At 70.4% G+C, this 22,992-nt stretch carries 21 protein-coding genes and 2 tRNA genes; 7 read left to right on the top strand and 16 right to left on the bottom strand.

Annotation, left to right across the window (positions count from 1 at the left end):
• Positions 1-165: 165 nt before the first annotated feature.
• The gene (locus OIE74_RS19625) at positions 166-606 is read right to left on the bottom strand and encodes an ArsI/CadI family heavy metal resistance metalloenzyme (protein WP_329385310.1); all 441 of its coding nucleotides are present in this window, start codon (positions 604-606) and stop codon (positions 166-168) included.
• Between the two features lie 79 nt (positions 607-685).
• On the opposite strand from OIE74_RS19625, the gene OIE74_RS19620 reads away from it, so the two are divergent.
• From OIE74_RS19620 to OIE74_RS19610, 3 genes are read left to right on the top strand one after another with little or no spacing between them, the layout of a single operon-like run.
• Complete coding sequence (locus OIE74_RS19620) at positions 686-1,069, top strand: ArsR/SmtB family transcription factor (protein ID WP_329385307.1); 384 nt, start codon at positions 686-688, stop codon at positions 1,067-1,069.
• Positions 1,066-2,160, top strand: a complete 1,095-nt coding sequence (gene arsB / locus OIE74_RS19615; RefSeq protein ID WP_329385303.1) for an ACR3 family arsenite efflux transporter — start codon at positions 1,066-1,068, stop codon at positions 2,158-2,160. The genes OIE74_RS19620 and arsB overlap by 4 nt, the downstream gene beginning before the upstream one ends.
• Positions 2,153-2,563, top strand: a complete 411-nt coding sequence (locus OIE74_RS19610; RefSeq protein ID WP_329385300.1) for an arsenate reductase ArsC — start codon at positions 2,153-2,155, stop codon at positions 2,561-2,563. The genes arsB and OIE74_RS19610 overlap by 8 nt, the downstream gene beginning before the upstream one ends.
• 125 nt (positions 2,564-2,688) lie before the next feature.
• Here OIE74_RS19610 and OIE74_RS19605 read toward each other — a convergent pair whose 3' ends face one another.
• From OIE74_RS19605 to OIE74_RS19590, 4 genes are all read right to left on the bottom strand, one after another.
• Positions 2,689-3,225 (bottom strand): DUF1269 domain-containing protein, encoded by a 537-nt coding sequence (locus OIE74_RS19605; protein WP_329385298.1) that lies wholly within the window; start codon positions 3,223-3,225, stop codon positions 2,689-2,691.
• 370 nt (positions 3,226-3,595) lie between these two features.
• Complete coding sequence (locus tag OIE74_RS19600) at positions 3,596-4,681, bottom strand: FUSC family protein (protein WP_329385295.1); 1,086 nt, start codon at positions 4,679-4,681, stop codon at positions 3,596-3,598.
• 369 nt (positions 4,682-5,050) lie between these two features.
• Positions 5,051-5,123, bottom strand: a tRNA-Arg gene (locus tag OIE74_RS19595).
• 175 nt (positions 5,124-5,298) lie between these two features.
• Positions 5,299-5,389 (bottom strand) — tRNA-Ser (locus OIE74_RS19590).
• A gap of 216 nt (positions 5,390-5,605) precedes the next feature.
• On the opposite strand from OIE74_RS19590, the gene OIE74_RS19585 reads away from it, so the two are divergent.
• Positions 5,606-6,085: an SSI family serine proteinase inhibitor gene (locus tag OIE74_RS19585; protein WP_329385292.1), complete on the top strand. Its 480-nt coding sequence runs from the start codon at positions 5,606-5,608 to the stop codon at positions 6,083-6,085.
• 252 nt (positions 6,086-6,337) lie between these two features.
• Entirely contained in the window at positions 6,338-10,534 is a 4,197-nt protein-coding gene (locus tag OIE74_RS19580; RefSeq protein WP_329385288.1) for a hybrid sensor histidine kinase/response regulator, read from the top strand.
• Between the two features lie 49 nt (positions 10,535-10,583).
• Here the strand turns inward: OIE74_RS19580 and OIE74_RS19575 are convergent, their stop codons facing one another.
• The 3 genes from OIE74_RS19575 to OIE74_RS19565 all read right to left on the bottom strand — a co-directional run bounded on the left by OIE74_RS19575 (position 10,584) and on the right by OIE74_RS19565 (position 13,864).
• Positions 10,584-12,239 carry a long-chain fatty acid--CoA ligase gene (locus OIE74_RS19575; protein ID WP_329385285.1) on the bottom strand — a complete coding sequence of 552 codons (1,656 nt, stop codon included), beginning with the start codon at positions 12,237-12,239 and terminating at the stop codon, positions 10,584-10,586.
• A 197-nt stretch (positions 12,240-12,436) separates the two neighbouring features.
• The gene (locus OIE74_RS19570) at positions 12,437-13,060 is read right to left on the bottom strand and encodes a SigE family RNA polymerase sigma factor (RefSeq protein ID WP_329385282.1); all 624 of its coding nucleotides are present in this window, start codon (positions 13,058-13,060) and stop codon (positions 12,437-12,439) included.
• A gap of 498 nt (positions 13,061-13,558) precedes the next feature.
• Positions 13,559-13,864 (bottom strand): hypothetical protein, encoded by a 306-nt coding sequence (locus OIE74_RS19565; RefSeq protein WP_329385280.1) that lies wholly within the window; start codon positions 13,862-13,864, stop codon positions 13,559-13,561.
• Between the two features lie 329 nt (positions 13,865-14,193).
• On the opposite strand from OIE74_RS19565, the gene OIE74_RS19560 reads away from it, so the two are divergent.
• Positions 14,194-15,114 (top strand): bifunctional DNA primase/polymerase, encoded by a 921-nt coding sequence (locus OIE74_RS19560; protein ID WP_329385277.1) that lies wholly within the window; start codon positions 14,194-14,196, stop codon positions 15,112-15,114.
• Positions 15,115-15,146: 32 nt separating this feature from the next.
• On the opposite strand, the gene OIE74_RS19555 is transcribed toward OIE74_RS19560, so the two are convergent.
• Positions 15,147-16,073, bottom strand: coding sequence for a hypothetical protein (locus tag OIE74_RS19555; protein ID WP_329385274.1), 927 nt, complete (start codon positions 16,071-16,073; stop codon positions 15,147-15,149).
• A gap of 1,539 nt (positions 16,074-17,612) precedes the next feature.
• On the opposite strand from OIE74_RS19555, the gene OIE74_RS19550 reads away from it, so the two are divergent.
• Positions 17,613-18,941 (top strand): outer membrane protein assembly factor BamB family protein, encoded by a 1,329-nt coding sequence (locus OIE74_RS19550; RefSeq protein WP_329385272.1) that lies wholly within the window; start codon positions 17,613-17,615, stop codon positions 18,939-18,941.
• Positions 18,942-19,217: 276 nt separating this feature from the next.
• Here the strand turns inward: OIE74_RS19550 and OIE74_RS19540 are convergent, their stop codons facing one another.
• The 7 genes from OIE74_RS19540 to OIE74_RS19510 all read right to left on the bottom strand — a co-directional run bounded on the left by OIE74_RS19540 (position 19,218) and on the right by OIE74_RS19510 (position 22,989).
• The gene (locus OIE74_RS19540; protein WP_329385269.1) at positions 19,218-20,366 is read right to left on the bottom strand and encodes a tyrosine-type recombinase/integrase; all 1,149 of its coding nucleotides are present in this window, start codon (positions 20,364-20,366) and stop codon (positions 19,218-19,220) included.
• Complete coding sequence (locus tag OIE74_RS19535) at positions 20,366-20,587, bottom strand: helix-turn-helix domain-containing protein (RefSeq protein WP_014155129.1); 222 nt, start codon at positions 20,585-20,587, stop codon at positions 20,366-20,368. Before OIE74_RS19535 ends, OIE74_RS19540 begins: the two co-directional genes overlap by 1 nt.
• Before the next feature lie 2 nt (positions 20,588-20,589).
• Positions 20,590-22,005 (bottom strand): replication initiator protein RepSA, encoded by a 1,416-nt coding sequence (gene repSA, locus OIE74_RS19530; protein WP_329385264.1) that lies wholly within the window; start codon positions 22,003-22,005, stop codon positions 20,590-20,592.
• Between the two features lie 91 nt (positions 22,006-22,096).
• Complete coding sequence (locus OIE74_RS19525; RefSeq protein WP_329033878.1) at positions 22,097-22,411, bottom strand: SpdD-like protein; 315 nt, start codon at positions 22,409-22,411, stop codon at positions 22,097-22,099.
• Positions 22,412-22,438: 27 nt separating this feature from the next.
• Positions 22,439-22,594 carry a hypothetical protein gene (locus OIE74_RS19520; protein WP_329385261.1) on the bottom strand — a complete coding sequence of 52 codons (156 nt, stop codon included), beginning with the start codon at positions 22,592-22,594 and terminating at the stop codon, positions 22,439-22,441.
• 12 nt (positions 22,595-22,606) lie between these two features.
• Complete coding sequence (locus tag OIE74_RS19515; protein ID WP_329385258.1) at positions 22,607-22,798, bottom strand: mobile element transfer protein; 192 nt, start codon at positions 22,796-22,798, stop codon at positions 22,607-22,609.
• A 5-nt stretch (positions 22,799-22,803) separates the two neighbouring features.
• Positions 22,804-22,989, bottom strand: a complete 186-nt coding sequence (locus OIE74_RS19510) for a hypothetical protein (protein ID WP_266423594.1) — start codon at positions 22,987-22,989, stop codon at positions 22,804-22,806.
• Positions 22,990-22,992: the final 3 nt, after the last annotated feature.

The raw sequence follows: 22,992 nt of genomic DNA, 5'->3' as shown, positions 1-22,992 counted from the left end.
AACAGGCCCCCTCGAAACCGAGCCCCGCCCACCTTCAGCCGACCGCGCCGACGTCCACCCTGTTTTCATCCCACCCGATCCACGAGCCGACCGACAGCGCCCACGAGAGCCTTCAGCATGACAGGCCCCTTACCGGGGCTACCGACGGCCCGAAGGGCCGATCGCTCAGGTTGCCGCCCCGGCGGGCTCGTTGGCGCAACAGGCGTCGGCGCCCGGGTCGGCGCTTTTGGCGAGGGTGTCGGCGTCGGCCTTGACCACGTAGACCTCCCACGGCTCCTTGCCGGGGCCGTGCACCCACACCTTGTCCTGGAGGGCGTAGCAGCAGGAGGTGTCGTTCTCCTCGAACGCGGCAAGGCCGGCCCTCTTGAGCCGAGCGGTCGCGGCCGTCACCTGGTCCGTGGACTCGACCTCTACGCCGAGGTGGTCGAGGCGGGTTTCCTGTCCGGGCTCGCCTTCGATCAGTACGAGCTTGAGCGGAGGCTCGGTGATGGCGAAGTTGGCGTACCCCTCGCGTCGCTTGGCCGGTTCGGTGCCGAACAGCTTCGTGTAGAAGGTGACCGACGCTTCAAGGTCGCCGACGCGCAGGGCGAGTTGGGCACGGGACATGATGCGACTCCGATCGGCTTGTATTGATGCTTGTCGATTCAAGGTTGCGCCTTGCATCGAAGAACGTCAACATAGAAGCATGTCGAAACAAGAGCTCGTGGTGCTCGGCCAGAGCGACAAGACCGACGAGACCGACGCCTGCTGCCCCGGCCTGCTGACCGCTCCCCTCGACGAGGAGCAGGCAGTGGACCTGGCCAAGGTGTTCAAGGCGCTGGGCGACCCGGTGCGGCTGCGCCTGCTCTCGATGATCGCCTCGCGCGCCGGCGGGGAGGTCTGCGTATGCGATCTGACCCCCGCCTTCGACCTCTCCCAGCCGACGATCTCGCATCACCTCAAGCTGCTTCGGCAGGCCGGGCTCATCGACTGCGAACGGCGCGGTACGTGGGTCTACTACTGGCCGCTGCCCGAGATGACCGACCGCCTCGCGGGCGTCCTGACCCGCCCCGCGGACGTGACCTCGTGAGCGCCGCCCCCGACCAGGCGGTCGCTGGCCGCCTGTCGTTCCTCGACCGGTATCTCGCCGTCTGGATCCTCGCCGCGATGGCGCTCGGCCTCGGACTCGGCCGCGCCGTGCCCGGCCTCGGGGACGCGCTCGCCAAGGTCACCGTGACCGGCGTATCGCTGCCGATCGCGCTCGGCCTGCTGGTGATGATGTACCCGGTCCTCGCGAAGGTGCGTTACGACCGCCTCGACACCGTCACGCGCGACCGCCGCCTGCTCCTGCCGTCGCTCCTGCTGAACTGGATCGTCGGCCCGGCGCTGATGTTCGCGCTGGCGTGGCTGTTCCTGCCGGACCTCCCCGAGTACCGCACCGGCCTGATCATCGTGGGGCTGGCGCGCTGCATCGCCATGGTCATCATCTGGAACGACCTGGCGTGCGGGGACCGCGAGGCCGCCGCCGTCCTGGTCGCGCTGAACTCGGTGTTCCAGGTGATCGCGTTCTCGGCCCTCGGCTGGTTCTACCTCTCCGTACTCCCCGGGTGGCTCGGCCTTGAGCAGGCCGGCTTCGACGTGTCCGTATGGGAGATCGCCCGCAGCGTACTGATCTTCCTCGGCATCCCCCTCGCCGCCGGCTACCTCACGCGCCGGATCGGCGAGAAGACCAAGGGCCGCGCCTGGTACGAGGCGAAGCTGATCCCGAGGATCGGGCCGTTCGCCCTGTACGGCCTCCTGTTCACGATCGTCGTTCTCTTCGCGTTGCAAGGCGACGCGATCACGTCCCAGCCGCTCGACGTCGTACGCATCGCGCTGCCGCTGCTCGTCTACTTCGCCGTCATGTGGGCCGGCTCGATGGCGGTCGGCCGCGCCGTCGGACTCGACCACCCGCGTACGACGGCGCTCGCGTTCACAGCCGCGGGCAACAACTTCGAGCTGGCCATCGCGGTCGCCATCGCCACGTTCGGCGCCGCGTCCGGGCAGGCACTCGCCGGCGTGGTCGGACCGCTCATCGAAGTGCCGGTGCTGATCGGCCTCGTCCACGTCGCGCTGTACGCCCGCCGCTTCTTCCCCTCCCCCGTACCCGTGACCGAGGAAGACCCCGCCGCCCATGTCTGAACTCGCCCTGCCCACCGTGCTGTTCGTCTGCGTCCACAACGCGGGCCGCTCCCAGATGGCCGCCGCGTTCCTCACGCACCTCGCGGGGGACCGCGTACACGTACGCTCCGCCGGATCCACCCCAGCCGACACGGTGAACGCTGCCGTCGTCGCCGCGATGGCCGAGGCGGGCATCGACATCTCGGCCGAGGTTCCGAAGGTGCTGACCGTCGAGGCCGTGCAGGCATCCGACGTCGTGATCACGATGGGCTGCGGCGACACCTGCCCCGTCTTCCCGGGAAAGCGCTACCTCGACTGGCAGTTGCCCGACCCGGCGGGCCGGGGCGTGGAGGCGGTGCGCCCCATCCGCGACGAGATCGAGCGGCGGATCCGCGGATTGATCGACGAGATCACCGCGACGTAGCGACGTCCTCCCGCTCGTCGGCTTCGTTGACGGCGAGCAGCCACCCTGGAGGGATCTGCCAGCCTGTTGGGAGGGGCGCCCGCCGTCTGACGCGGCGGCAGCCACGGTGTTCCGGACACGGCTGGTCAGTCGACTTCGGTCGTGGCTTCCTGGATGGCATTGTCGAAGTCCTTTGAGCTCACGCCGAGTTCCTTGGCGACGTGCTTCTCGGCCTTCAGTCCCGCCCTCTCCACAGCCTGCTGGAGCTTGCTCTCTCCGACGATGGCCAGAGCGGCCTCCCCCTCATCGATGGTCTCCCCGAACGCCTTGACGTCCGCACGGGACATGCCCCGCCACAGGTGGCCGCCCACCCCGCCCGCCGCCGCACCGACGACGGCGCCGCCGATGATCGCGGGCGGGAACAGCAGGCCGACCAGCCCACCGACGGCGGCACCGCGCCACGCCCCGTGCCGGGTAGACGTCTCGTCCTTGTTGACGTGCACCTTGCCGGTGTCGTCCTTGGTGATCACGGAGGCGTCGTAGGTGCCGATCGCACCGGCGGAGTGGAGGTCCTTGACGATGTCGTAGTCGGCCCGGGCCGCAGCCTCGCTCGGGTAGGTGCCGATGTAGATGAACAGTGCGTCGGGACGCGCCATGATTTCCGTCCTGTCTGTCTGCGCCATGTCCGGATGATCACGGCGATGGGTGCGAGGCCGCAGGACGAAGCCCGTGGGCGGCGGATACCGGCGGCGGTCAGGAGCGTGCGGTCCGCTCCAGCAGTGCCAGGATGCGCGCTGCGGACCAACCTGGCACCCGGAGACCGAGGTCGAGCGAGCGACGGCGGTCCGGGTCCGACGCAATGGCGCGGGACGGCCTACTGAACACGGGCGGATGCGATTCCTGCGCCACGCCGCCAGCAGGGTGAACGCTGCCTTCGGACTTCGTCCGGCTCCCGGTCGGATCAGTGCGGCAATGTGCGTGCCATTCCGGCGCCGCAAGAATCTCATCGCGATGGAAGGTCTCGGTCGGCGGCTGAATGTGAGCGGAACACCCTCAGGCTGATTGTGGTGGCGCTTCGGCGGTGTGCTTGGCGAGCAGGCTTGCAAGCAGCATGACGAGCAGAGCGATCCCCACGCCACAGAACGTCCACAGCACCCGGTAGCCCTCGGCGGCATAGTCGGAGGGCTGCCCAACGTCCACGAGGAGGAGCACTCCCATGGCGACGGCCGCAGAGTAGAGCGCGTAGTTCCAGAAGCGAATTGCTACCGCGTGCATCAACAGGACGAGCGCGACCACTTCAAGTCCAAGATCGACTGCGAAGAGCCTGAGTCCCTGCTCACCGGCGGGCACCAGCAGCAGCAGCGCGGCTGCGGCGGCGCCGATCAGCGCGCCGGTGAGGCGCTGAGCGGATACGAGCGTGGCCTGCTCCAGGCTGGGCTTCATCGCTACCATGGCCGCGATCGGCAGCCAGGTGCCGTGCGACAGGTTCAGGCCGAAGGCAAGCGCGACGGTACAGGCCATGACCAGAGCACGGATCAACGCGAACATGATCAACGGTGGGGTCAGCTTCCGCCGTGCGGTGCCACCGGGGAGTTCCGCGACCGGCTGGGGCCGGTCCTCGCGCCTGCGGATCAGCCACACAACGAACGTAACCGCGATCCACAGCGCCGCCCCTCCGGTCCAGGCGAGCACCTGTGCCCAGGTGTGGCTGGTGACATGGGTGTGATGATGAAGGCTGAACGCGTTCCCGAGGGCAATGATGAACCAGAGGTTGAGAAGCACGGCGGTGACGAACCTGCGCACCCCGAACGCGGCTGCCAGGCCGGCCGCCAGAGTGACCGCGAAAGCCGCGAGAACCATCCAGCCCCAGGCGTCTCCCCCGATGCCGGATCCCAGCGCGGTCAGGCCCGCACCGATCACAGCAAAGACGGCAATGTGCCAGGCGCGGTACCCGTAGCCGCCTCCAGGGTCAGCCAGCCACGCGAACAGCAGGCCGAACAACGCACTGAGAAGATACTGCTCATGCCCGATCGCCCGGAAGACGATCAGCGGCACCAGCGCGACGTCCAGGAACATCACCCCTCGCGGCCAGTTGAGCCCCGCAGGATTGAGCTCGAACACCTTCGACAGCCCGCTCATGACCTTCCCCGTGTGAACGGGCCGTTCTTCCCGTCCGCCCGCACTGGCCATGCCCGTCCTCGCTCGCGCTGGTCGCCAGGTGTTCCGCCGCAAGCCCCGCATTCTCCGATTCCATCAAGATCGCCGCGAAGCGACCCGCAGGCCCCGATCAGAGACGACACGTCCACCAGCCGAACGGCGCATCAGAACCAACGCCCTGTGGGGGATGCTGACCGCCCCTCAGGCAGGGGCACTTCTTGAGACTCAGGTGCCTCGTACCCGTCCTACCCTTCGAGGACGAGGTGGTCCAACGCAGCCGCCCACCGGATCCCCCCGTCACGGCACACGCGAGAGGCCCCGGACTCGTCGTCCGGGGCCTCTCGTCTGCTGTGCACTCGGCAGGATTCGAACCTGCAACCTTCTGATCCGTAGTCAGATGCTCTATCCGTTAAGCTACGAGTGCTTGCCGTGCTGGGCTTTTTGGGGCCCCCTGCGTTGCGAGAACAACATTACATGACCTGCGGCGTCACGTGAAATCCATTAGCCGCACCCCGCCTGAGCTGCGGAAACGTCATGAAACTGGCGGGCTGAACGGCCGAAGCCCCGGCCTGGTGGACGGGGCTTCGGTGATCGATGCGCGGAGGCGGAGGGATTTGAACCCTCGATGGGCTTTAAGACCCAAACCGCATTAGCAGTGCGGCGCCATAGACCGGACTAGGCGACGCCTCCAGCACACCCGCGCGGGCGCGGATGGTGCGTGTCAGATGATGACACAGCCGAGCGCGGTGTCACCAATCGCCGCCCACGGTACTAGGCGGGAAGCCCGCAGGGCAAAGCACTTCCTCGCGCCCCCGGCCCGGGCGCAACGACTGGGCCGCGCGCGCGTTAGTGATGCCGGGCGCGCACCGTCGGGCCCTTCGGAATCGTCTGCCGTCAGGAGTTCCCGTGTCGCGTCGTTTCTCCCTCACCGCCACCGGCGTGTTCGCCGGCTCGCTCGCCGCCCTGGGCGCCTTCGCGCCCACCGCCGCCGCGGTCGGCCCGTTCGACCTCGCGCCGCTGCCGCTCCACTCGCTCTTCCAGGAGCAGGAGCAGGAGCCGGACCGGCTCACCGTGACCGTCGTCGACACCAACATCACCCGCGCGGACGGTACGTACGAGCTGCGCTGCGGGCCTTCCGGCGGTACGCACCCCGAAGCCGCCTCCGCCTGTGCGCGGCTGGACGAGCTGGCCGCCGAGGACAAGAACCCGTTCGCGCCGGTGCCCGATGGCCAGATGTGCACCATGCAGATGGGCGGGCCCGCCACCGCGCGGGTCACCGGGACGTGGCACGGCCGGAGCGTCGACGCGACGTTCAGCCGTAAGAATGGCTGCGAGATCTCCCGCTGGCAGAACCTCGTCCCCGTGCTCCCCGCCGCCCGGGGCTGAGCCACGCGTAGCCACAGCCAGCCACACTCAGCCGCACGCGGGCACGCGCGGGGCAGGTGGGGGCGGGTGGGGGAGCGCGGGGACGGCGTACGTACCGGGTCCGCACACAACCTTGGTGAGAGCTCCCCCTCATCCGCCGCCCCGCCCCGCCCCCCAGCCCTTAGACTCCCTCCAGTGACAGGCTGAGACTCCGAGGGGCAAGATGGGACCGGCCGTCCGCAAGGTGCAGTGGGTCAGGGAGGAAGCGTCGTCGTGAGCAGCAGGCCATCCCGAGGCGCTGCTCGCCTCGCGGCGATACTTGACGCGCTTCCCGACGGACTGGTGCTCGTCAACAGCAACGGCACCGTCGTCAACGCGAACACCATCGCCCTCGAAACCTTCGAAACCCCTGGTACGGCCCTGGTCGGGCGCGGTCTGCTCGATCTGCTGCCGCAGTTCGACCCGCGCCTGATCCCCGGCTCGATGCGCCGCCCCGAGGCCTCCGACGAGCGGGGCCGTACGAAGCCGACCCGGATGATCGCGCGCCGTACGGACGGCGGCGAGTTCCCCGTCGAGGTCACCAGCGCCAATCTGGAGGACGGCCGGCAGGCCTACAACGACCTGCACAACTACACCGGCGACGAGCTGCTCATGCTCGTCGTCCGCGACCTCTCGGGGACCGTCGACACCGAGGCGGAGCTGGCGCGTTCGCAGCGCCAGACCGAGATGATCCTGCGGGCCGCCGCCGAGGGCGTGGTCGGTACGGACACCGACGGCCGCGTCGTCCTCGTCAACCCCGCCGCCGCGCAGATCCTCGGCTTCCGGGCCAGCGATCTGGGCGGCCAGGAGCTGCACCCGCTGATCCTGCACTCGCGCGCGGACGGGGAGCCGTTCCCGTACGAGGACTCGCCCCTCGCCGACACCCTCAAGTCGGGGCGCAAGCACCGGGTGCGCGGGCAGGTGCTGTGGGCGAAGAACGGCAAGCAGGTACCGGTCGACCTGACCACCGCGCCCGTACGGGACGGGGAGCAGCTCGTCGGCGCGGTGATGACGTTCACCGACCGGCGTCCGTACGAGGAACTGGTCGAGGCGCACGCGACCGAGGCCGGCGAGACGGCCGAGCGGCACGCGGCGGAGCTCGCGGAGACAATCGAGCGCCATACGGCCGAACTCGAAGAGGCCGTCGAGCGGCACACCGCCGAACTCGCCGACCGCAGCGACCGCTACGCCGCCGAGATCGAGGAGCTCGCGGAGCGGTACGACAACACGGCCCGCCGGCACCACCAGCTGACCGCCGTCCTCGGCGGCGCGCTGCGCGGTCCGCTGGAGGAGCTGCGCGGTGAGCTGTCGACGCTCGCCGCCGACCCGGCAGGGCAACTGTGGCCCGAGGCCAACCAGATGCTGCACCACCTGTCCGCCGGGTACGCGCGGATGACGACGCTGGTGGACAACGTCCTCGGCTATCAGCGGCTCGACGAGGGCCTGGACCGGCTGACCAAGGTCAAGGTGCTGCTCGACGGGGTCGTGGCGGCCGGGGTCGAGGGCGCGGTCGAGCTGATCGGTCCGGGCCGGGCGCAGTTCGCCGTGCACGCCCCCCCGATCGAGGCGGAGGTCGACCCGGTACGGCTCGCGACGGCACTCGCGCATCTCACGGCGGACGTGGCCGGGGTCGATTCCACCGGGCGTACGCGGGTGGTGCCGGGCGGCGGTTACGTCGACTCCACGATCGTGGTGGCGGCGGCGCAGCGCGGCGATGTCGTACGGATCGAGGTACGCGGGCCGTTCGCGGGCGGCGATCCGGTGCACGAGCCGATCGTGCGCGGGATCGTACGGGCGCACGGCGGGGTGTTGCAGACGCACGAGATGCCGGGCATGGGCGGCAGCGCGTACGTACTCGAAGTGCCGCTGGGGGAGGGGTCGGGGACGTACCACCCGCCCGCGCCCGAGGAGAGCCAGACACCGGCGCAGCCGGTACAGCCGGTGCAGCCGGAGTCGGCGCCCGGGTCGACGGGTGGCTCCGGGCGGCCCGGCGGCGGGCGGCGGCGTGCGCGACGGGCTTCGACGGACGCGTTCCTCGGGGCTCCGGGCGAGGAGCCCGGCGAGCCGACGGGGCGGCGCAGGGCTCGTACGGATGCGGCCCCGGGCACGGACGGGCAGCCGGTGCCCGTACCGGCTCAGGACTCCGGTGAGAGCACCGGCGGCGGCAGCGTTCCTGGTGGTGGGGGTACCGGCCGCAGGCGCGGCCGGCCCAGCCCGGCGGAGAGCGCGGCCGCCGCCGTACCGGGCGCGGAACTCGCGGTGTCGGCCCGGCCCGCTCCGCCCGCTCCCCCCACTCTGTCGGCCGCCGCTTCCGAGGGGTCGGTCGTGACCGCCGCCGAGGGGGCGCATCCGAACGGGCGCGCCGCCTTGGGCCAGGCCGTTCCGCCGCAGGGCGTACCGCACGGCGCACAGCAGGAGGCCGCGGCTGCCGGTACGGGGCGCCGTGCCCGGCACGGCGGCCAGAACGCCCTCCCGGCCCTGCCCTCCGGTCCGTCGCCGGTGCCTGCGCCTGCCCCGGCCCCGGAGCAGGCACTCCAACAAGCACCGCGGCAGGCACCGCCGCAGACCCCCCGGCACGTTCCGGCACAGCAGCAGGCGGCGGCGCACCCCGTGCCCGCCCAGCAGCAACCGGCCGTCCGTCGTCCCCGGCGCGCGCTGGCGCCCACGCAGCAGCGGCCCGAGCCCGCGCCGGCGCCCGCCGGCGACGCCGCTCCCGCGCGCGCACAGTTCGCGCTCCCCCCGGCCGAGGCCGACCGCACGCCCGACGCCTCGCTGCCGGGGCGCCACGACGCCGTGGGGGCAGACCCTCGCGCGGACCACACACCGCTGAAGCCCCATCCCGTGGCGGCCCAGACCTCCCAGCCGGGGCGGCGGCCCGGGGGGCTCACGGACGCCCCCGCGCGCCCCAACGACCCGCGCAGGACGGACCCCCGCACCAAGGACCCGCGTACGAAGGACCCGCGCCGGGCGCTCGCGCCGGAGCCCGGCGACAACGGCGCGCCGCCCGCGGACCCCAACAGCTGGGCGCCCGCGATGCCGACCTCATCGGGCGTCGGCGTGATGCCGGGCGCGCCCGGCCCGGCGGCACCCGGCCAAGGCGCTCCCGGTGAACCCTCGTGGCCCGTCCCCGGAGCCGTACCGCCGCCCGAGCAGCACACGCACACTCATCCGGACGACGACACCGACGGCCCCGACCGCCCCGCCGCCACCGACAGCACCACAGGCCCCGACAGCACCACAGGCCCGGCCGACACCGACGGCACGGGCAACGGGACCGGCGGAAGCAACACCGCCGCCACCCCCCAAGACCCCCGCGCCGCCCAGCCGTTGCCCCCCGCCCAGCCCCTGCCCGAGGAGGAGCCGATGCCGGCCGACTCCACACAGGGGCGGGCGTACAGCGTCCGTACGCTCGGCCAGGGCGTGCCCTTCTCGCAGCAGATCACCAAGCAGCAGAACCAGAGCCTCGGCTCCGGCCGCCGCCGCAGGCTCTCCTCCCCGCACGACCCCGACGACACCGGCGCCGGCGCCTCCGGCCCCTCCCACGGCGGCCAGGGCGGACCCCTCGCCCACGGCCCGCACTCCGAGGGCCGCGCCTACGCCATAGAAGCTCCGGACGAGGGCGCCGAAGGCCCCCAGCCGCTCGACGGCCCCGGCGGCGCGGTCGAGGTCGCGAACCGCCCCCAGCCCCGGCCCGTCGACGACGAACTGCCCCCCGAGCCGCTGGACAACCCCCGCCGGCTGCTGGTCTGGCCCGCCCCCGACGTCTCCACCCAGCAGGCCCTGAGCGACCGCGGCTACCGCCCGGTGATCGTCCACTCCCGCGAGGAGGTCGACGCCCAGATCGCGGCCTTCCCGGCGGCGCTGTTCGTGGACCCGCTGACCGGCCCGATCACCCGCACCGCGCTCCAGTCGCTGCGCCAGGCCGCGGTCGCCGCCGAGGTCCCGGTGCTGGTGACCGCCGGGCTCGGGCAGGCGACGCGTGAGGCGGCGTACGGGGCCGACCCCGCCGTACTCCTCAAAGCGCTGGCGCCACGCGACAGCGAACAGCACCCGCCGCGCGTGCTGTTGATAGAGGAGAGCGAGGAGATCGCGCTCGCGCTGACCGCGACGCTGGAGCGCCGTGGCATGCAGGTGGCGCGCGCGGGGACGGACAGCGAGGCGGTGACACTCGCGGGCCAGATGCGGCCGAACCTGGTGGTCATGGACCTCATGCAGGTACGGCGCCGGCGCGCGGGCATCATCGACTGGCTGCGCGCGAACGGCCAGTTGAACCGTACGCCGCTGGTCGTCTACACCTCCACGAGCATCGACCGCGACGAACTGCCGCAGCTCTCCGCCGGGGAGACCGTGCTGTTCCTCGCCGAGCGGTCCACGAGCGAGGACGTGCAGGCGCGGATCGTGGACCTGCTCGCGAAGATCGGTACCAACTGACCTTTCGGACAAGGCCAGTTGGCATCCGTGAAGTGCCGCCGGACAGGACCTACACCTCGGTGACGTCCAGTTCCCCGTCCGCGTACCGCTTGCGGATCACCTTCTTGTCGAACTTCCCGACGCTCGTCTTCGGCACCGACTCCACCGCCGACCACCGCTCCGGCAGCTGCCACTTGGCGACCGTCCCGGCGAGGAAGGCCTTCAGCGAGGTGAAGTCGACGCTCGCGCCCTCCCTCAACACCACTGTCGCCAGCGGCCGTTCACCCCACTTCTCGTCGGGCACGGCGACGACGGCGGCCTCGGCGACGTCCGGATGCGCCATCAACTCGTTCTCCAGCGCCACGCTGGAGATCCACTCGCCGCCGGACTTGATGACGTCCTTCGCGCGGTCGGTGAGGGTGAGATAGCCGTCGGGGCTTATGACGCCGACGTCGCCCGTCTTCAGCCAGCCGTCCTCGCTGAACTTGTCCTCGGGCCTGAGCGGTTCGGCGTCGGCGCCGCCGTAGTAGGAGGCCGCGATCCAGGGCCCGCGTACCTCAAGCTCACCGGCCGACTCGTTGTCCCACGGCAGCGTGTCGCCGCCTGGACCGGTCAGCCGCGCCTCGACGCCGACGGGGAAACGGCCCTGGGTGATGCGGTACGGCCACTCCTCTTCTGCGGTCAGACCGGCGGGCGGGTTGGACGTCGTGCCGAGCGGCGAGGTCTCCGTCATGCCCCAGGCGTGGCAGAGCCGTACGCCGAGCTTGTCGTACGCCTCCATCAGCGCGGGCGGACAGGCAGCGCCACCGATGGTGACCCGGAGCATGGAGGTCAGATCGCGCGGCTTGTCGAGGACCTCGGCGAGCAGCCCCTGCCAGATCGTCGGCACGGCGGCGGCGTGCGAGGGCTTCTCGCTCTCGATCATGTCGGCGAGCGGGGCGGGCTGGAGGAAGCGGTCGGGCATCAGCATGCCGACGCCGGTCATGAAGGTGGCGTGCGGCAGGCCCCAGGCGTTCACATGGAACTGCGGTACGACGATGAGCGTCGTGTCCTTGTCCGTCAGCCCCATCGACTCGGCCAGGTTGATCTGCATCGAGTGCAGATAGATCGAACGGTGCGAGTAGACGACGCCCTTCGGCTCACCGGTGGTGCCGGAGGTGTAACACATGGCGGCGGCGGTGCGTTCGTCCAGCTCGGGCCAGTCGTACGTGGTGGGCCGGCCGGCGATCAGGTCCTCGTACTCGTGCACCTGGACGGCGCTGCCGGCGGCTTCCGTCAGCGGGCCCCGGTCGCCGGGGCCGGACACGACGACGTGCTCGACGGTCGTCAGATGGGGAAGGAGCGGCGCGAGGAGCGGCAGCAGGGAACCGTTCACCAGGACGACGCGGTCGGCGGCGTGCCGGACGATCCAGACCAACTGCTCAGGAGGCAGGCGCAGGTTGAGCGTGTGGAGGACGGCCCCCATGGAGGGGATCGCGAAGTATGCCTCGACATGTTCGGAGTTGTTCCACATCAAAGTGGCGACCCGGTCGTCGCCCGTGACGCCGAGCTCGTCGCGCAGGGCGCCGGCGAGCTGTGCCGCGCGTTCGCCGATCTCGGCGAAACTGCGGCGCCGCGGCTCACTCTCCCCGGTCCAGGTGGTGACCTGCGACTTCGCGTGGATGGTCATCCCATGGCGCAGGATGCGGGTCACAGTCAGCGGTACGTCCTGCATGGTGCTCAGCACGGCGTCCTCCCGGTGGGCGCCGTCGGCCAGGCGACAGCGGCGCGGTGTGGCAGAAAGGCTTGCGGAGATTCTGCGCACATACCGATCGGTATGTCACTACCCAGGAGTACGAAATACTAGGCGCGGAGACACTCGGTGCGGAACGGGGCGTCCGACGCGGCGTCCCCTGCGGATGCCGGAGTTACGGAAGTCGCGGGTCAGCGGACGGGCGTCAACTCCGGGTCCTCGCGCAGCTTTCCGAGCGCACGCGACACCGCGCTCTTCACCGTGCCGACGGAGACCCCGAGCACCTCGGCGGTCTGGACCTCGCTCAGGTCCTCGTAGTAACGGAGCACCACCATCGCGCGCTGCCTGTCGGGCAGTTTCATCACCGCGCGCCACATCGCGTCGTGCAGCACCTGCTCGTCGGCCGGGTCGGGCGCGGGCAGACCGGCCGGCTCGGGCAGTTCCTCGCAGGCGAACTCGTCGACCTTGCGCTTGCGCCACTGCGAGGTACGGGTGTTGACGAGGGCCCGGCGGACGTAGCCGTCGAGGGCACGGTGGTCCTCGATCCGGTCCCAGGCGACGTACGTCTTGGTGAGAGCGGTCTGCAGCAGGTCCTCGGCGTCGCTCGGATTCGCGGTGAGCGAGCGCGCGGTACGCAGCAGCACGGGCCCCCGCGCCCGTACGTACGACGAGAAGGACTTGTAGGGCGTGTGAGGGTGCGACGGCTGATGCGGGTGCGACTGCTGCGCATGGGCGTGGGCGGGTGGGTGCGAGTTCGGGAGGTACGGCGAATACGAGGCGGCCTTCGAGGCGCTCGTGCAGACAGGCGTGGTCATGGCTCCACGCTAGGAGCGGGCCCTTCTCAGGGGATCGGCCCCAGGTCCCGAAGGTACGTCCGCCTCAGGGAGTAGAGGTGGTGCCGGCCACACCTCCTGTAGATGGAGGAGGGGATCACTCTCGTCAGGGTCGGCCCCGGAGGCGGGGGGTCGCTGTTGATCTTCGGCGGTGTGTGGCGGGGTGGCCCTGAGGCCTTGTGCCAACTGACTCCGCAGGTGGGCGCGGTGCGGGCCGCGCACGCGAGGGCGGGGGTGTCGGAGCCGTACACCTTGGTGATGAGGAAGAGACGTGCCGCGGCGTGTCGTACCGGGGGACGGGACGTACTACCAGGGTTGTCGGGCGGGGGTATGGGGTGGGACCGGGGGGGCGGCGGGGGGTCGCGGGGCGGCGAGGGCCTGGCCGAGGGGGAAAACGAGGACGGTCCGCACGGCAGCACCGAAGTGCCGTCGCGCAGACCGCCGCTCACCCCTCAGCCAGGCCCCCCGTCGGGCCGCGCGCTACCAGAGATCGATGAAGTTCACCGCGATGTTCTCGTTGGACTGGTCGATCACGGTGAAGCCGGAGCCGTTGACGTTGGCGGTGTTGTTCTGGTTCGACGCACCCGCGCCGGTCGCCGTCTGCTGTGTGGTCGTCGAGTTGCCGGAATTGTCGTCGCCCACACCACTGCCGACGATCGTGGCCACGCTGGCGTTCGATCCGTCGTCCGCGAAGTCGGCGGCGGACGCCGAGCCGGTGAACAGCGCCGCGGCGAGGGGCAGGGCGGCGACGGCGGCGAAGACGCGGGCGGTACGGAAGCTTGCCATGTCAGTTCCTCCAGGAACGAGATCTTCTGAGCGAGAAGTACGGCTTTTGCCAGGGCAGTTGGCCGACCGCCCCGACGTTGTTCGCGACGTCGCGGATCAAGAATTGCCCACCGAATCCCCGGCGAACCAGCCCTCAGCGGGTTATTCCCTCGCAAGCGTGAGGACATGTCGATAAACCCCCTTCATGGCATCAACAGGCCAGTTCGGTCCGTATGCACCCGTACGGAGCGCGCCAGGAGCCAGCGCCCGCAAGGGGGGAAGCGTTTCGGCACAGTTTCGGCCAATCTTTCCCACTCCCTTTATTCGAACAACAGTGCGAACATGGACGCATGGCCATCACCGCCCCGCACTCGACCACCCTGGCCCTCGCGTACGCGCTCTCAGCAGCCGAAAGCGGGTTCCCCGTCATCCCGCTGTCCCCCAGCAAGCTCCCCGCCCTGCGCTCACCCCATCGGGACCGGCCCGGTTCCGGGGCCAGCCCCTGCCGCGGTGAGTGCGGCCTCCCAGGTCACGGGGTGCACGACGCCACGACCGACCCGGCCGCCGTACGGGCGCTGTTCGCCGCCGCGCCCTGGGCGACGGGTTACGGCATCGCCTGCGGACGGGCGCCGCACCATCTCGTCGGCATCGACCTGGACGTCACGCGGACGGGGGCGGGTTCCAGTTTGGGCGCGGGCGTCGACGCCACGCCGGACTCGGCGGCCGCGCTCCAACAACTCGCCTTCCAGCATCTGTTCACGCTGCCCGAGACCGTCGTCGTGCTCACCCCGAGCGGCGGCCGGCACATCTGGCTGTCCGGCCCCGCCGGAGTCACGGTCCCCAACTCGGCGGGCCGCCTCGCGCCCGGCATCGACGTACGGGGCGCGGGCGGCTATCTCGTCGGGCCGGGCTCCGTCTCCGCCCGCGGCGCGTACCGGCTGGCCCCCGGCTCGGCCGGACTCACCCCCGCGCCCTGCCCACGCGCCCTCCTGCGCCTGCTCACGCCCCCCGAGCGCGCTCGCCACGCGGGGCCGGGCGGACGCCGGGGCCGCCCGGCGCAGGGCCACGGCCTGGTGCAGTTCGTCCTCGCCGCGCACGCGGGCCAGCGCAACACCCGGCTGTTCTGGGCGGCGTGCCGGGCGTACGAGCACGGCTTCGGCGAGGCCCTCGCGGAGTCGCTGGTCGACGCCGCCGTACGAACGGGCCTCACCGAACACGAGGCGCGCGCGACGATCGCCTCGGCGTCACGCCTGACGGCGGGGCCCGCGTAGCGCCCCGTGTAGCGGCCCGCGTACGACGGTGGTTACCGCACGTCGATCGTCAACGTCGCCTTGTTGTTGGACTTGTCGGTGTCGTAGACCGGGTCGATGTCGTAGTTCGACGTGGCCTTGACCTCGCCGGACGTATCGGCCCGCCGCCCCTTGTCGATCCTCAGGACGATGGCGAACGCCTCGATCTCACCGACCTCCAGGGTGTAGTCGTCCTCCTGGCAAACGTACTTCGGGTGCCCCGGTTCCGAGGGCCCGGTCGGGCCGTCGATCCCGAACGGCTTGCACTCCTCGGGGACTTCGACGGCCGTCGTGCCCTTGGGGATGTTCACGAGGAGCGCCGGGTGGTCGTCGCTCTCGTTGTTCTGGATCCAGCCCGGTCCGTCGTTGCGGATCGCGGGCGTGACGACGACCTTGGCGCCGGGCTTCCCCGCGGCCTCGTCCCCCGTCGCGACGAGATCGGCCGAACTGTCCGTGTTCAGCGCGAGCCGGCGGTGGGCCTCGTCGTAACCCTCGCCCGGGGCCCCGCCGGTACGGTCCGTGCCGTACTCGACGACCTCCATCAGCGCGTTCTTCAGCACCTTGTACGTCACCGGCACCGTGTGGCTCTCGCCGGGCGCGATGCCGACGTCCAGCTCGCACAGCGCCTGCTTGATCCTGTCCCCGACCGTCGAGTACGTGCAGCCGTCGACCGGCTCGGTGAAGGCCAGCCCGCGCGTGAGCCGCAGCCGGAAGGTCACGCCGTCGGTGGCGGCGGTGCCGTTGTTGGTGAGGGTGACGGAGTCGTGACGGACCTCGCCGGGGCTGAGCTGATTCCCCGACAGCTCAGACACGGCGAGATCCGGCGCGACGGTCTCATCCGCGTACGCCCCGGGCGCGAGGGCGAGCGGCAGGGCAGCGGCAACCGCAGCTGAGGCCAAGGCAGTTGAGGTCATGCGCGAGAGGCGCTTGTGGTGATGCACGGTGGGTCTCCTCGAACATGCGGAGCCGGGAGCGTGAGTCCCGCTGGTCATCTGCTAGACATCGAAATTCCATGCCTGGTTGTGCCCACGGATGTGGAGGAACGATGACCGGCGCCGACGTCCGCCCCTGCTCTGCGGTCGGCCCTCTGCCGGTTCCCCCCGCGCCGTCGCGCGCCGGTGGCGGCGTGGCTGCTGCTGTTCAACGTGCCCAGGGCGCTCGACGACGGGCGCGCGTTCCGGGCCGCGGTCAGATGCGAATCGGGCGAGGACTGCCTGCGCACCGCGGCGGCACGGATCGACCGGACCGAACCCGTGGAGGGACGGAAGACACCCTCGTACCTCCTCCACCTCACCGAGGCGGACGGTACGTCCAGCAGCCCCCGTATCCGGGGCGGGGACGAGCGTCGAAGTCACGTACTGGCGGGGGCAGATCAGGTATGTCGACTTCGACTCCGCCCGCTCGTACACGACGGCCGACCCACGCGACGACTACAAACCCTTCAGCGCCTTCGGCCTCGGCTTCGGCGCCTTCGGGCTGGGAATGCTGTGGGTCTGGTACTGGTGGGCCCGCCACTCCGGCGTCACGGCCAGGGCCGACCCTTGGCAGGTCGGCGTGCCACTCATGGGCACGATCCCCCTCACCCTGCTGGCGGCGGCCGCGCCATGGGTCACCGACAGCTTCGGGGGCGGCGATCCGGGTGGCCGGGCCGGCCGCACTGGTGATCCTGGCGGCCGGTTCGGTGACGGCCCTGATCCTCAGCCGCCGTATGCACGGCGACGACACGATCGTGCTGACACCGTCCGTGCCGGCCGAGGAACATGTCTTCCCTGGCCGGATCGTGGGCGAAGTCCCGTACGCGACCAACGCTTTCCTGGTGGCCGGCCCCACATCGCTGTGGTCGTCCCCCGACCACACGGGCGCCGCCTTCCGCCGCCGCATCCCCGCGCCCCTGACCGCTCTCGGCACCCGCCCGCCGTACTGGACGGACCCGGACCAGTGGTGCTGGAGTGCGAGGACGGGGGCGTCCGGGTGCTCCTGGTCACGAACCGGAAGAACATGCCTTGGCTGCTGGGAGTGCTCCAACGCGATCCCTGGAGCGTCGGGAACTACTCCTCCAACCCGGCTTCTCACTCCCTCCCACCGGCCGGCCCCCGGGGGCGGCAACGCTGAAGGGGCGCCTCCTGCCTGGAGGCGCCCCTTCTGACCTGCAACTACCTTGGCCTGCTGCGGTGGGTGTGGGATTTGAACCCACGGTGACATCGCTGCCACGACGGTTTTCAAGACCTTTCGCTCGTCGGGCACGTTTTGGTCCCCTTCGCAGCTCAGAGGCTTGTGCGCTCCCAGCTCCGGCCGTCGCCCTCGGTGTCGTGCCCGCTACGTGCCCCAGCACCCGATCGGCTCTCTTGTCGTGCTCGGAGTACCTCTCCGACAGCGAACACCCCAGCCACGGCTATCGGGGCACGCGGCTCGTTCGTCGGCTTTCGGCCAGTGTCCGAGCACCCGCATCCGACCGTGTACGGGTCGTGACATGCTGCGGTTTGATCATCAGCGGCAGCGTTGCCTCGCTGCGGGTGGAAAGGGAGTTCATGCGCGCGCGGCGGTTCTGTCTTGTTGCACTTCTCGCCATTGGCCTTTCGGCCTGCGGTTCACCGGCGGACAGGGGTCCTGCAGACGGGGTGCCGTCGGATTCTTCCTCGGAGGGGCCCGCAGAAAAGGGGAGGCCGGAGCGCGTTCAGCACGATCCGCCAGAGTCGTTCACCGCCCGGGGAGCGGTGGCCCTGCCGCCGGAGGCGACGGCGGGCCGGACCAATCTGCTGGGCGATGTGCGTGACCTCGCGGTGGCCCTGCACCGCACGTCGGCGTATGTGGCCTCCGCCGACCGAATGCAGACCGTCGACCTGACCACCGGGAAGGTGGTGGCGGTGGCGCGCCCGCGCGCGGAGGCCCTGGGCGAAGACGATGATGCGACCGCGCCGCTCGTGTCGGCCGACGGCTCCCTGGTCGTGACGCCGTTCGTCACCAGACAGCCCGGCGCTGGAACGCAGTCTCCCTCGATGGAGCTCGAGGTCGTCGCCACCACGCCAGAGACAGGAAAGGCCGCCTGGAGTACATCGCTCAGAATCCCGCGAGCATGGGCAGAGCGCGACAGTTCCACGCCCGAGGCTCACGTGGTCGGCTTCGCGGGCGGCAACGTCATCGTGACCGTGTACACCGGCTACAACGCGGCGACGGCCGGTATCGACATCGCCACGCACCAGGTGCGGTGGACAGCACAGAACATGAGGACGCGGGCCGTCACCGCCGAGGCCGCGGTGGGCGTCGATATTCTCGGCGGATTCGGCCCCGACCAGCTGGTCGGGGCCGACCCGGCCACCGGCAAGGAGAAGTGGCGGACAGAGAAGAACATCGGTGACACCACCGTCGAATCTGCCGGCCCGTCCCTCGTTCGGGTGCGGGGCTACGCCGGCGACGAGGGCACGCGCTTCGACCGGCTCCTGAAGCCTGGCACCGGCAAGGTACAGACGGACGTGCCCAAGGGCCTGGACAATTTGAGCTGCCCGTTCGACCAGGCCAAGACTCTCGTCTGCACGTCTCAGAGCCTTCTCGTCGCCCTGGACTCCACCAGCGGCAAGGAACTCTGGCGGTTGGAGGACGGCCAGGCTGACGGCCGCTTCGCCCCCAAGGTCACAGCATCCTGGCACGGCAGGATCTACGCCCGCGCCTCGTCGACCACCGCGGTGGCCCTTGACGCCCGGACCGGCAAGGACAGGCCCGCCGGGCTCGACGTCGCTCCAGTATTGGTAAACGAGTACCAGGGCCTGGTACTGGTGGACCGTGAGCTTGTCGCCTACCCCACCGAGGGCTGAGTACCGCACAACGGGAAGATCACCTCGTGGTCGGGTGGGTGGTGAAGGGGTGGGTGCCGGTCAACTCGTCATAGACCGACAACGGACGGCGGCCGGCCACCGGCATTCGACCGGCAGGTCTACCGCCGACGCAACGTCGCCGAGCGCTGTTTCAACCGGCTAAAGGCTCCGCGGTATCACGACCAGATACGACAAGACCGCCACCTCCTACGAGGCAGCGGTCAGTCTGGTGACATTCCTGCTCTGGGCGAGATCCGTTTGAAGACGGACTCTAGATCACGTCTGAGCAGGCACCGCAGCGGAGCCGTCGTCATTGTCTTCGTTGCCACTGAGCCAGGAGTCCGCCGCTTCGGCAACCTGTTCGTCACGGCCGACGACAGGCCGGGCGTAGTGCCGGGTAGTGACGCTCGCGTTCGAGTGGCCGAGCCGATGAGCAGCGGTCATGACGCCGTACCGGTCGGCGACCCATGTGCCGTGCGAGGCACGCAGATCATGTGGGGTGACATCGGTCAGGCCAGCAGCCGAGACGGCGGGGTCGAAGTACGCCTTGCGCCACTGGTTGTAGCGCAGAGGCTTCCCGCCGGGCGTGACGAAGAGGAGAGCGTCCTCCCCGCCGGTCAGCGTTTCCAGGTGCCGGCCGATCCGCGCCGCGAGTGACGGCCCGATGCGCAGGACCCGTTTTTGATGGGACTTGGGGGTGTCGAAGACAAGAGTGCCGTTCGCTTCGGCCAGGTTCTCATCAACGAGGACCAGGCCGCCGGACACATCGATGTCCGCCCGCCGCAGCGCGAACGCCTCACCAACCCTCAGACCCGCGTAGGCGAGCAAAGAGATCAGCAGGTCATGCGGTTTCGTCGCGCTCCGCACAATCCGTGAGGCTTCCAGCGGGGTGAGGATGTGCGGCTCGGTCTGCGGCATTCGAGGCAGCTTCACACCCCGGCACGGGGTCTGCCCGATCATCTCGTTGTCGACGGCCGCCCGCATGATCTGCGAGAGCACCCGGTAGGCCTGCCTGATCCGCGATGCGCTGAGACCGCGTGTCTTCATCGCACCGACCCATTCCACGATGGTGATCGGCCGGAGGCTGGACAGCTCACGATCACCGAGCGCCGGAACGATCAGCGAGTTGATCAGGGACCGGTACGACGCCTGTGTCTTGTGCTTGAGCTGCGGGGAGACCGCGGTGAGCCATCGTGCCGACCAATCGCGGACGGTGGTCCGTCCCTCGGCGGGGTCGAGCCAGCGGCCCTCCTCCATCTCGATTCGCTTCCGTGCCAGCCAGCGATCGGCGTCCGTCGTTGTCGCGAACGTCTGATCAGCGGCACGCAGCACGCCGTCAGGCCCCGGATACCGAGCCTGGAACCGGCCGGACGGCAGCTTCCGGATCCGACCGAAGGCACGTCGGGACTTACGCTTGGCGGCCATCAGGCAGCCCTCCGGTACGAGTACGCCGAGGCGGGCCGCAGGACGATCGGCGCCACCGTGTGGGCACTGACGTACTCCTCCACGGCACTCTCGGGGATGCGGACGTGTCGGCCGACCTTGACGAACGTGATGCGGCGTTCCTCGATGAGCCGGCGAGGGAAGCGAAGACCGGTGCCGAGGCGTTCGGCGACCTGATTCACGGTGAGCAGTCGGTCCGCCACGGTCACCACTCCCCCTCGTTGGCTGTGCGGTCCTTCAGTGCGGCGCGGGCGGTCTCGCGGTTGGTCTGGAGGTCACGGGCGATGGTGGCGGCTAGAGCCCCTTCGCCAGGGGTGTGCCCGTGGCCGACGTACTGCCAGTCCGTCAGGACGAGGACCGTGTCCGGTTCACGGTCGGCGAGGCCGAGGGCGGGAGCTTCCTGGGCGGCGCGGTAGTCGGCGCGTTCCTGGCGGAGGGCGCCGAGGGTGGTCGAGTAGGTGCGGGACTTGGACGAGAAGTGGCCGCGAAACCCGAGCATGTGCGCCCAGGCCCAGAGGCGCCGGTCCGGATAGAGGCTGTCGAGCTCACGGCATGCGGTGATGAGCCGACGGGTGTGATCGGGAACGCGGTGGCGGTCGAGTTCGGCGAGTTCACCAATACGGCGGTCCAGGGTGCCGGTGTTCTCGGCGGCTTTGGTGGCGTACTTGGCCACGTACGAGGCGACTGCCTGTTCGGTGACGTCGGAACCGTCACCGAAGGCCTTGACCGGGCGGACATCGAGCTGTCGTCCCCATCGGAAGGTCCGGGACGACTGATCACCGGCAGCCGGGACGGCGACTGACGTGTACGAGTGCGCGGCTGCGGCGCGTATCGCGTCCGTGAGGAGATCAACCGTGGCCCAAGAGGGCGGCGGCGTACAAGGTCCCTCCGGGCCGTCGAGACGTACGACGGCGTGAAAGTGGAGGGCTCCGCGCTTCTGGAATTCGGCGACCTTGCCGAAGGAGACGCGGAGGTGGTCACCCAGCTCACGGCGTGGGATTCCTGCGTGGATGGCGAGTTCGCGGCGGAGTCGGGTGGTGAAACGCTGCCAGAGCTCCCCAGCATGGTTGTTGAAGAGCACAGCGCCCGCGTAGTCGTAGGTCTCCGGATCAAGGGCGGATCCCAGGTCCCCGGAGTCCGAGGCGTGCGCCGTGCCGCACCGGCAGGTGCCCCGGTCGGGGCGGTTGTGGACAGGGCCGAACGAGGGTGCGGTGAGGGTGGCGAAGACGCGCGGGTGGTCGCGGACGCCGGCGGTGATGTCGCGGCGGTCGTCTCCTGCGAGGCCGGCACGGATCAGGTGGTATGTGTCGCCCGCGTAGGTCCAGGCGCAGGAGGGGCAGCGGGAGGCGCGGCGGTTGCCGCAGGCGATGCGGAGGCGCCCGCCCGGCTCGTACGCGGTGGAGTAGCGGTGCAGGGTCTCGCCGGTGGCCTTGTCCTTGTGGGTGACCCAGCCGCTCAGGTGGACGGGGTCCGCGCAGCCGCCGGTGCGGCGGATCTGGTCCTCCCAGCGGGTGTAGTCGGAGGCCGAGGCCACCCGGAGGACGTCCCCGAGGACGGTCGGATCGAGCTGTGGGGCGGGCATGGACCGCTTCTGTTTCGAGGGTGAGGGCCGGTGGGCCATGCTGGGGGTTCCTTCCGGTTGCGAGATCGATCGGTGGGCACGGCTCCCGGGCGGCGGATGCTTGGCGGTATCGAGGCCGCCCGGGGGCCGGTCAGCGGCGTTTGGCGTCGGACGCGGTCAGGGAGCGCAGGACGACCGCGCAGACGGCGACCGAGGCACCGGTGACGGCGACCGCCAGGAGCAGCGAGACCAGGACGGTGCCGACGACCAGGACGACGGCAGTACCGGCACCGACGAGCGCGACCGCAGTGCCGGGGGTGAGCTGTACGACCGGACGGGACGGCTCAGGGGCGGCGGCGGGTGCCGGGGCAGGCGTGCCCGGCGTGATGGTGGTCGGCTGGACGACGGCGGGCGGGGTGACCAGGCCAGAGGGCTGCGGCATGGTCGGGATCTTGGGCTGGAACATGGGTGGTTCTCCTCTCCCGGGCGCGGGTTACTTGACGGCGGTGTCGATGACGGAGCCGAAGAGGCTGTCGGCGAGGAGGTAGCCGCCGAGGAGGAGCACGCAGATCAGCCACACCGGCGGGCGGAAGAGCTTGATGCCGAGGTAGCCGACGACCAGCAGGGCGATCCAGAGGGGGACGTCCATGGACGCTGTCTCCTAACGGACGGTGCAGCGGTGGGTACGGGCGGCGAGTTGGGCGGCGGTCCGGTTGGAGTAGTCGGCGGACCAGCCGCAGCGGTCGGCAGTGCAGACGGCGGCGTGGACGGTGCGGCCGGTACGGTCGCGGTGGGTGCCGATCTGCACAGGGCCGATACGCATCACGGAGTGGAAGCTGTCGCGAGCGGGCATGCCGGTCAGCCCCTGTCGGTCGTCGGGTCGGTGTACTGGGCGCGGATGCTGCGGGCGTTGGCCGGGTCGTCGACGCGTCGTGCGGCTTCCTCGGCGAGCAGGTGGGCGAGGAAGGGGCGTCCGGCTGCGGCCATCTCACGCGCTCCGTCGAGGTAGTCGGCCACGGTCAGGTCGGCGGGATCGTGGGTCATCTC

It is taken from the genome of Streptomyces sp. NBC_01716 (genome assembly GCF_036248275.1).
In the GTDB taxonomy this organism is placed as follows: Bacteria; Actinomycetota; Actinomycetes; order Streptomycetales; family Streptomycetaceae; genus Streptomyces.
Note: the sequence above shows the minus strand (reverse complement) of the source record. Positions and strands in the feature narration are given on the sequence as shown.

Coding starts and splice junctions, on each gene's coding strand:
- OIE74_RS19625 (WP_329385310.1), bottom strand. CDS start 606: ATGTCCCGTGCCCAACTCGCCCTGCGCGTCGGCGACCTTGAAGCGTCG.
- OIE74_RS19620 (WP_329385307.1), top strand. CDS start 686: ATGTCGAAACAAGAGCTCGTGGTGCTCGGCCAGAGCGACAAGACCGAC.
- OIE74_RS19610 (WP_329385300.1), top strand. CDS start 2,153: ATGTCTGAACTCGCCCTGCCCACCGTGCTGTTCGTCTGCGTCCACAAC.
- OIE74_RS19605 (WP_329385298.1), bottom strand. CDS start 3,225: ATGGCGCAGACAGACAGGACGGAAATCATGGCGCGTCCCGACGCACTG.
- OIE74_RS19600 (WP_329385295.1), bottom strand. CDS start 4,681: ATGAGCGGGCTGTCGAAGGTGTTCGAGCTCAATCCTGCGGGGCTCAAC.
- OIE74_RS19570 (WP_329385282.1), bottom strand. CDS start 13,060: ATGACCACGCCTGTCTGCACGAGCGCCTCGAAGGCCGCCTCGTATTCG.
- OIE74_RS19565 (WP_329385280.1), bottom strand. CDS start 13,864: ATGGCAAGCTTCCGTACCGCCCGCGTCTTCGCCGCCGTCGCCGCCCTG.
- OIE74_RS19560 (WP_329385277.1), top strand. CDS start 14,194: ATGGCCATCACCGCCCCGCACTCGACCACCCTGGCCCTCGCGTACGCG.
- OIE74_RS19540 (WP_329385269.1), bottom strand. CDS start 20,366: ATGGCCGCCAAGCGTAAGTCCCGACGTGCCTTCGGTCGGATCCGGAAG.
- repSA (WP_329385264.1), bottom strand. CDS start 22,005: ATGGCCCACCGGCCCTCACCCTCGAAACAGAAGCGGTCCATGCCCGCC.
- OIE74_RS19525 (WP_329033878.1), bottom strand. CDS start 22,411: ATGTTCCAGCCCAAGATCCCGACCATGCCGCAGCCCTCTGGCCTGGTC.
- OIE74_RS19520 (WP_329385261.1), bottom strand. CDS start 22,594: ATGGACGTCCCCCTCTGGATCGCCCTGCTGGTCGTCGGCTACCTCGGC.
- OIE74_RS19515 (WP_329385258.1), bottom strand. CDS start 22,798: ATGCCCGCTCGCGACAGCTTCCACTCCGTGATGCGTATCGGCCCTGTG.
- OIE74_RS19510 (WP_266423594.1), bottom strand. CDS start 22,989: ATGACCCACGATCCCGCCGACCTGACCGTGGCCGACTACCTCGACGGA.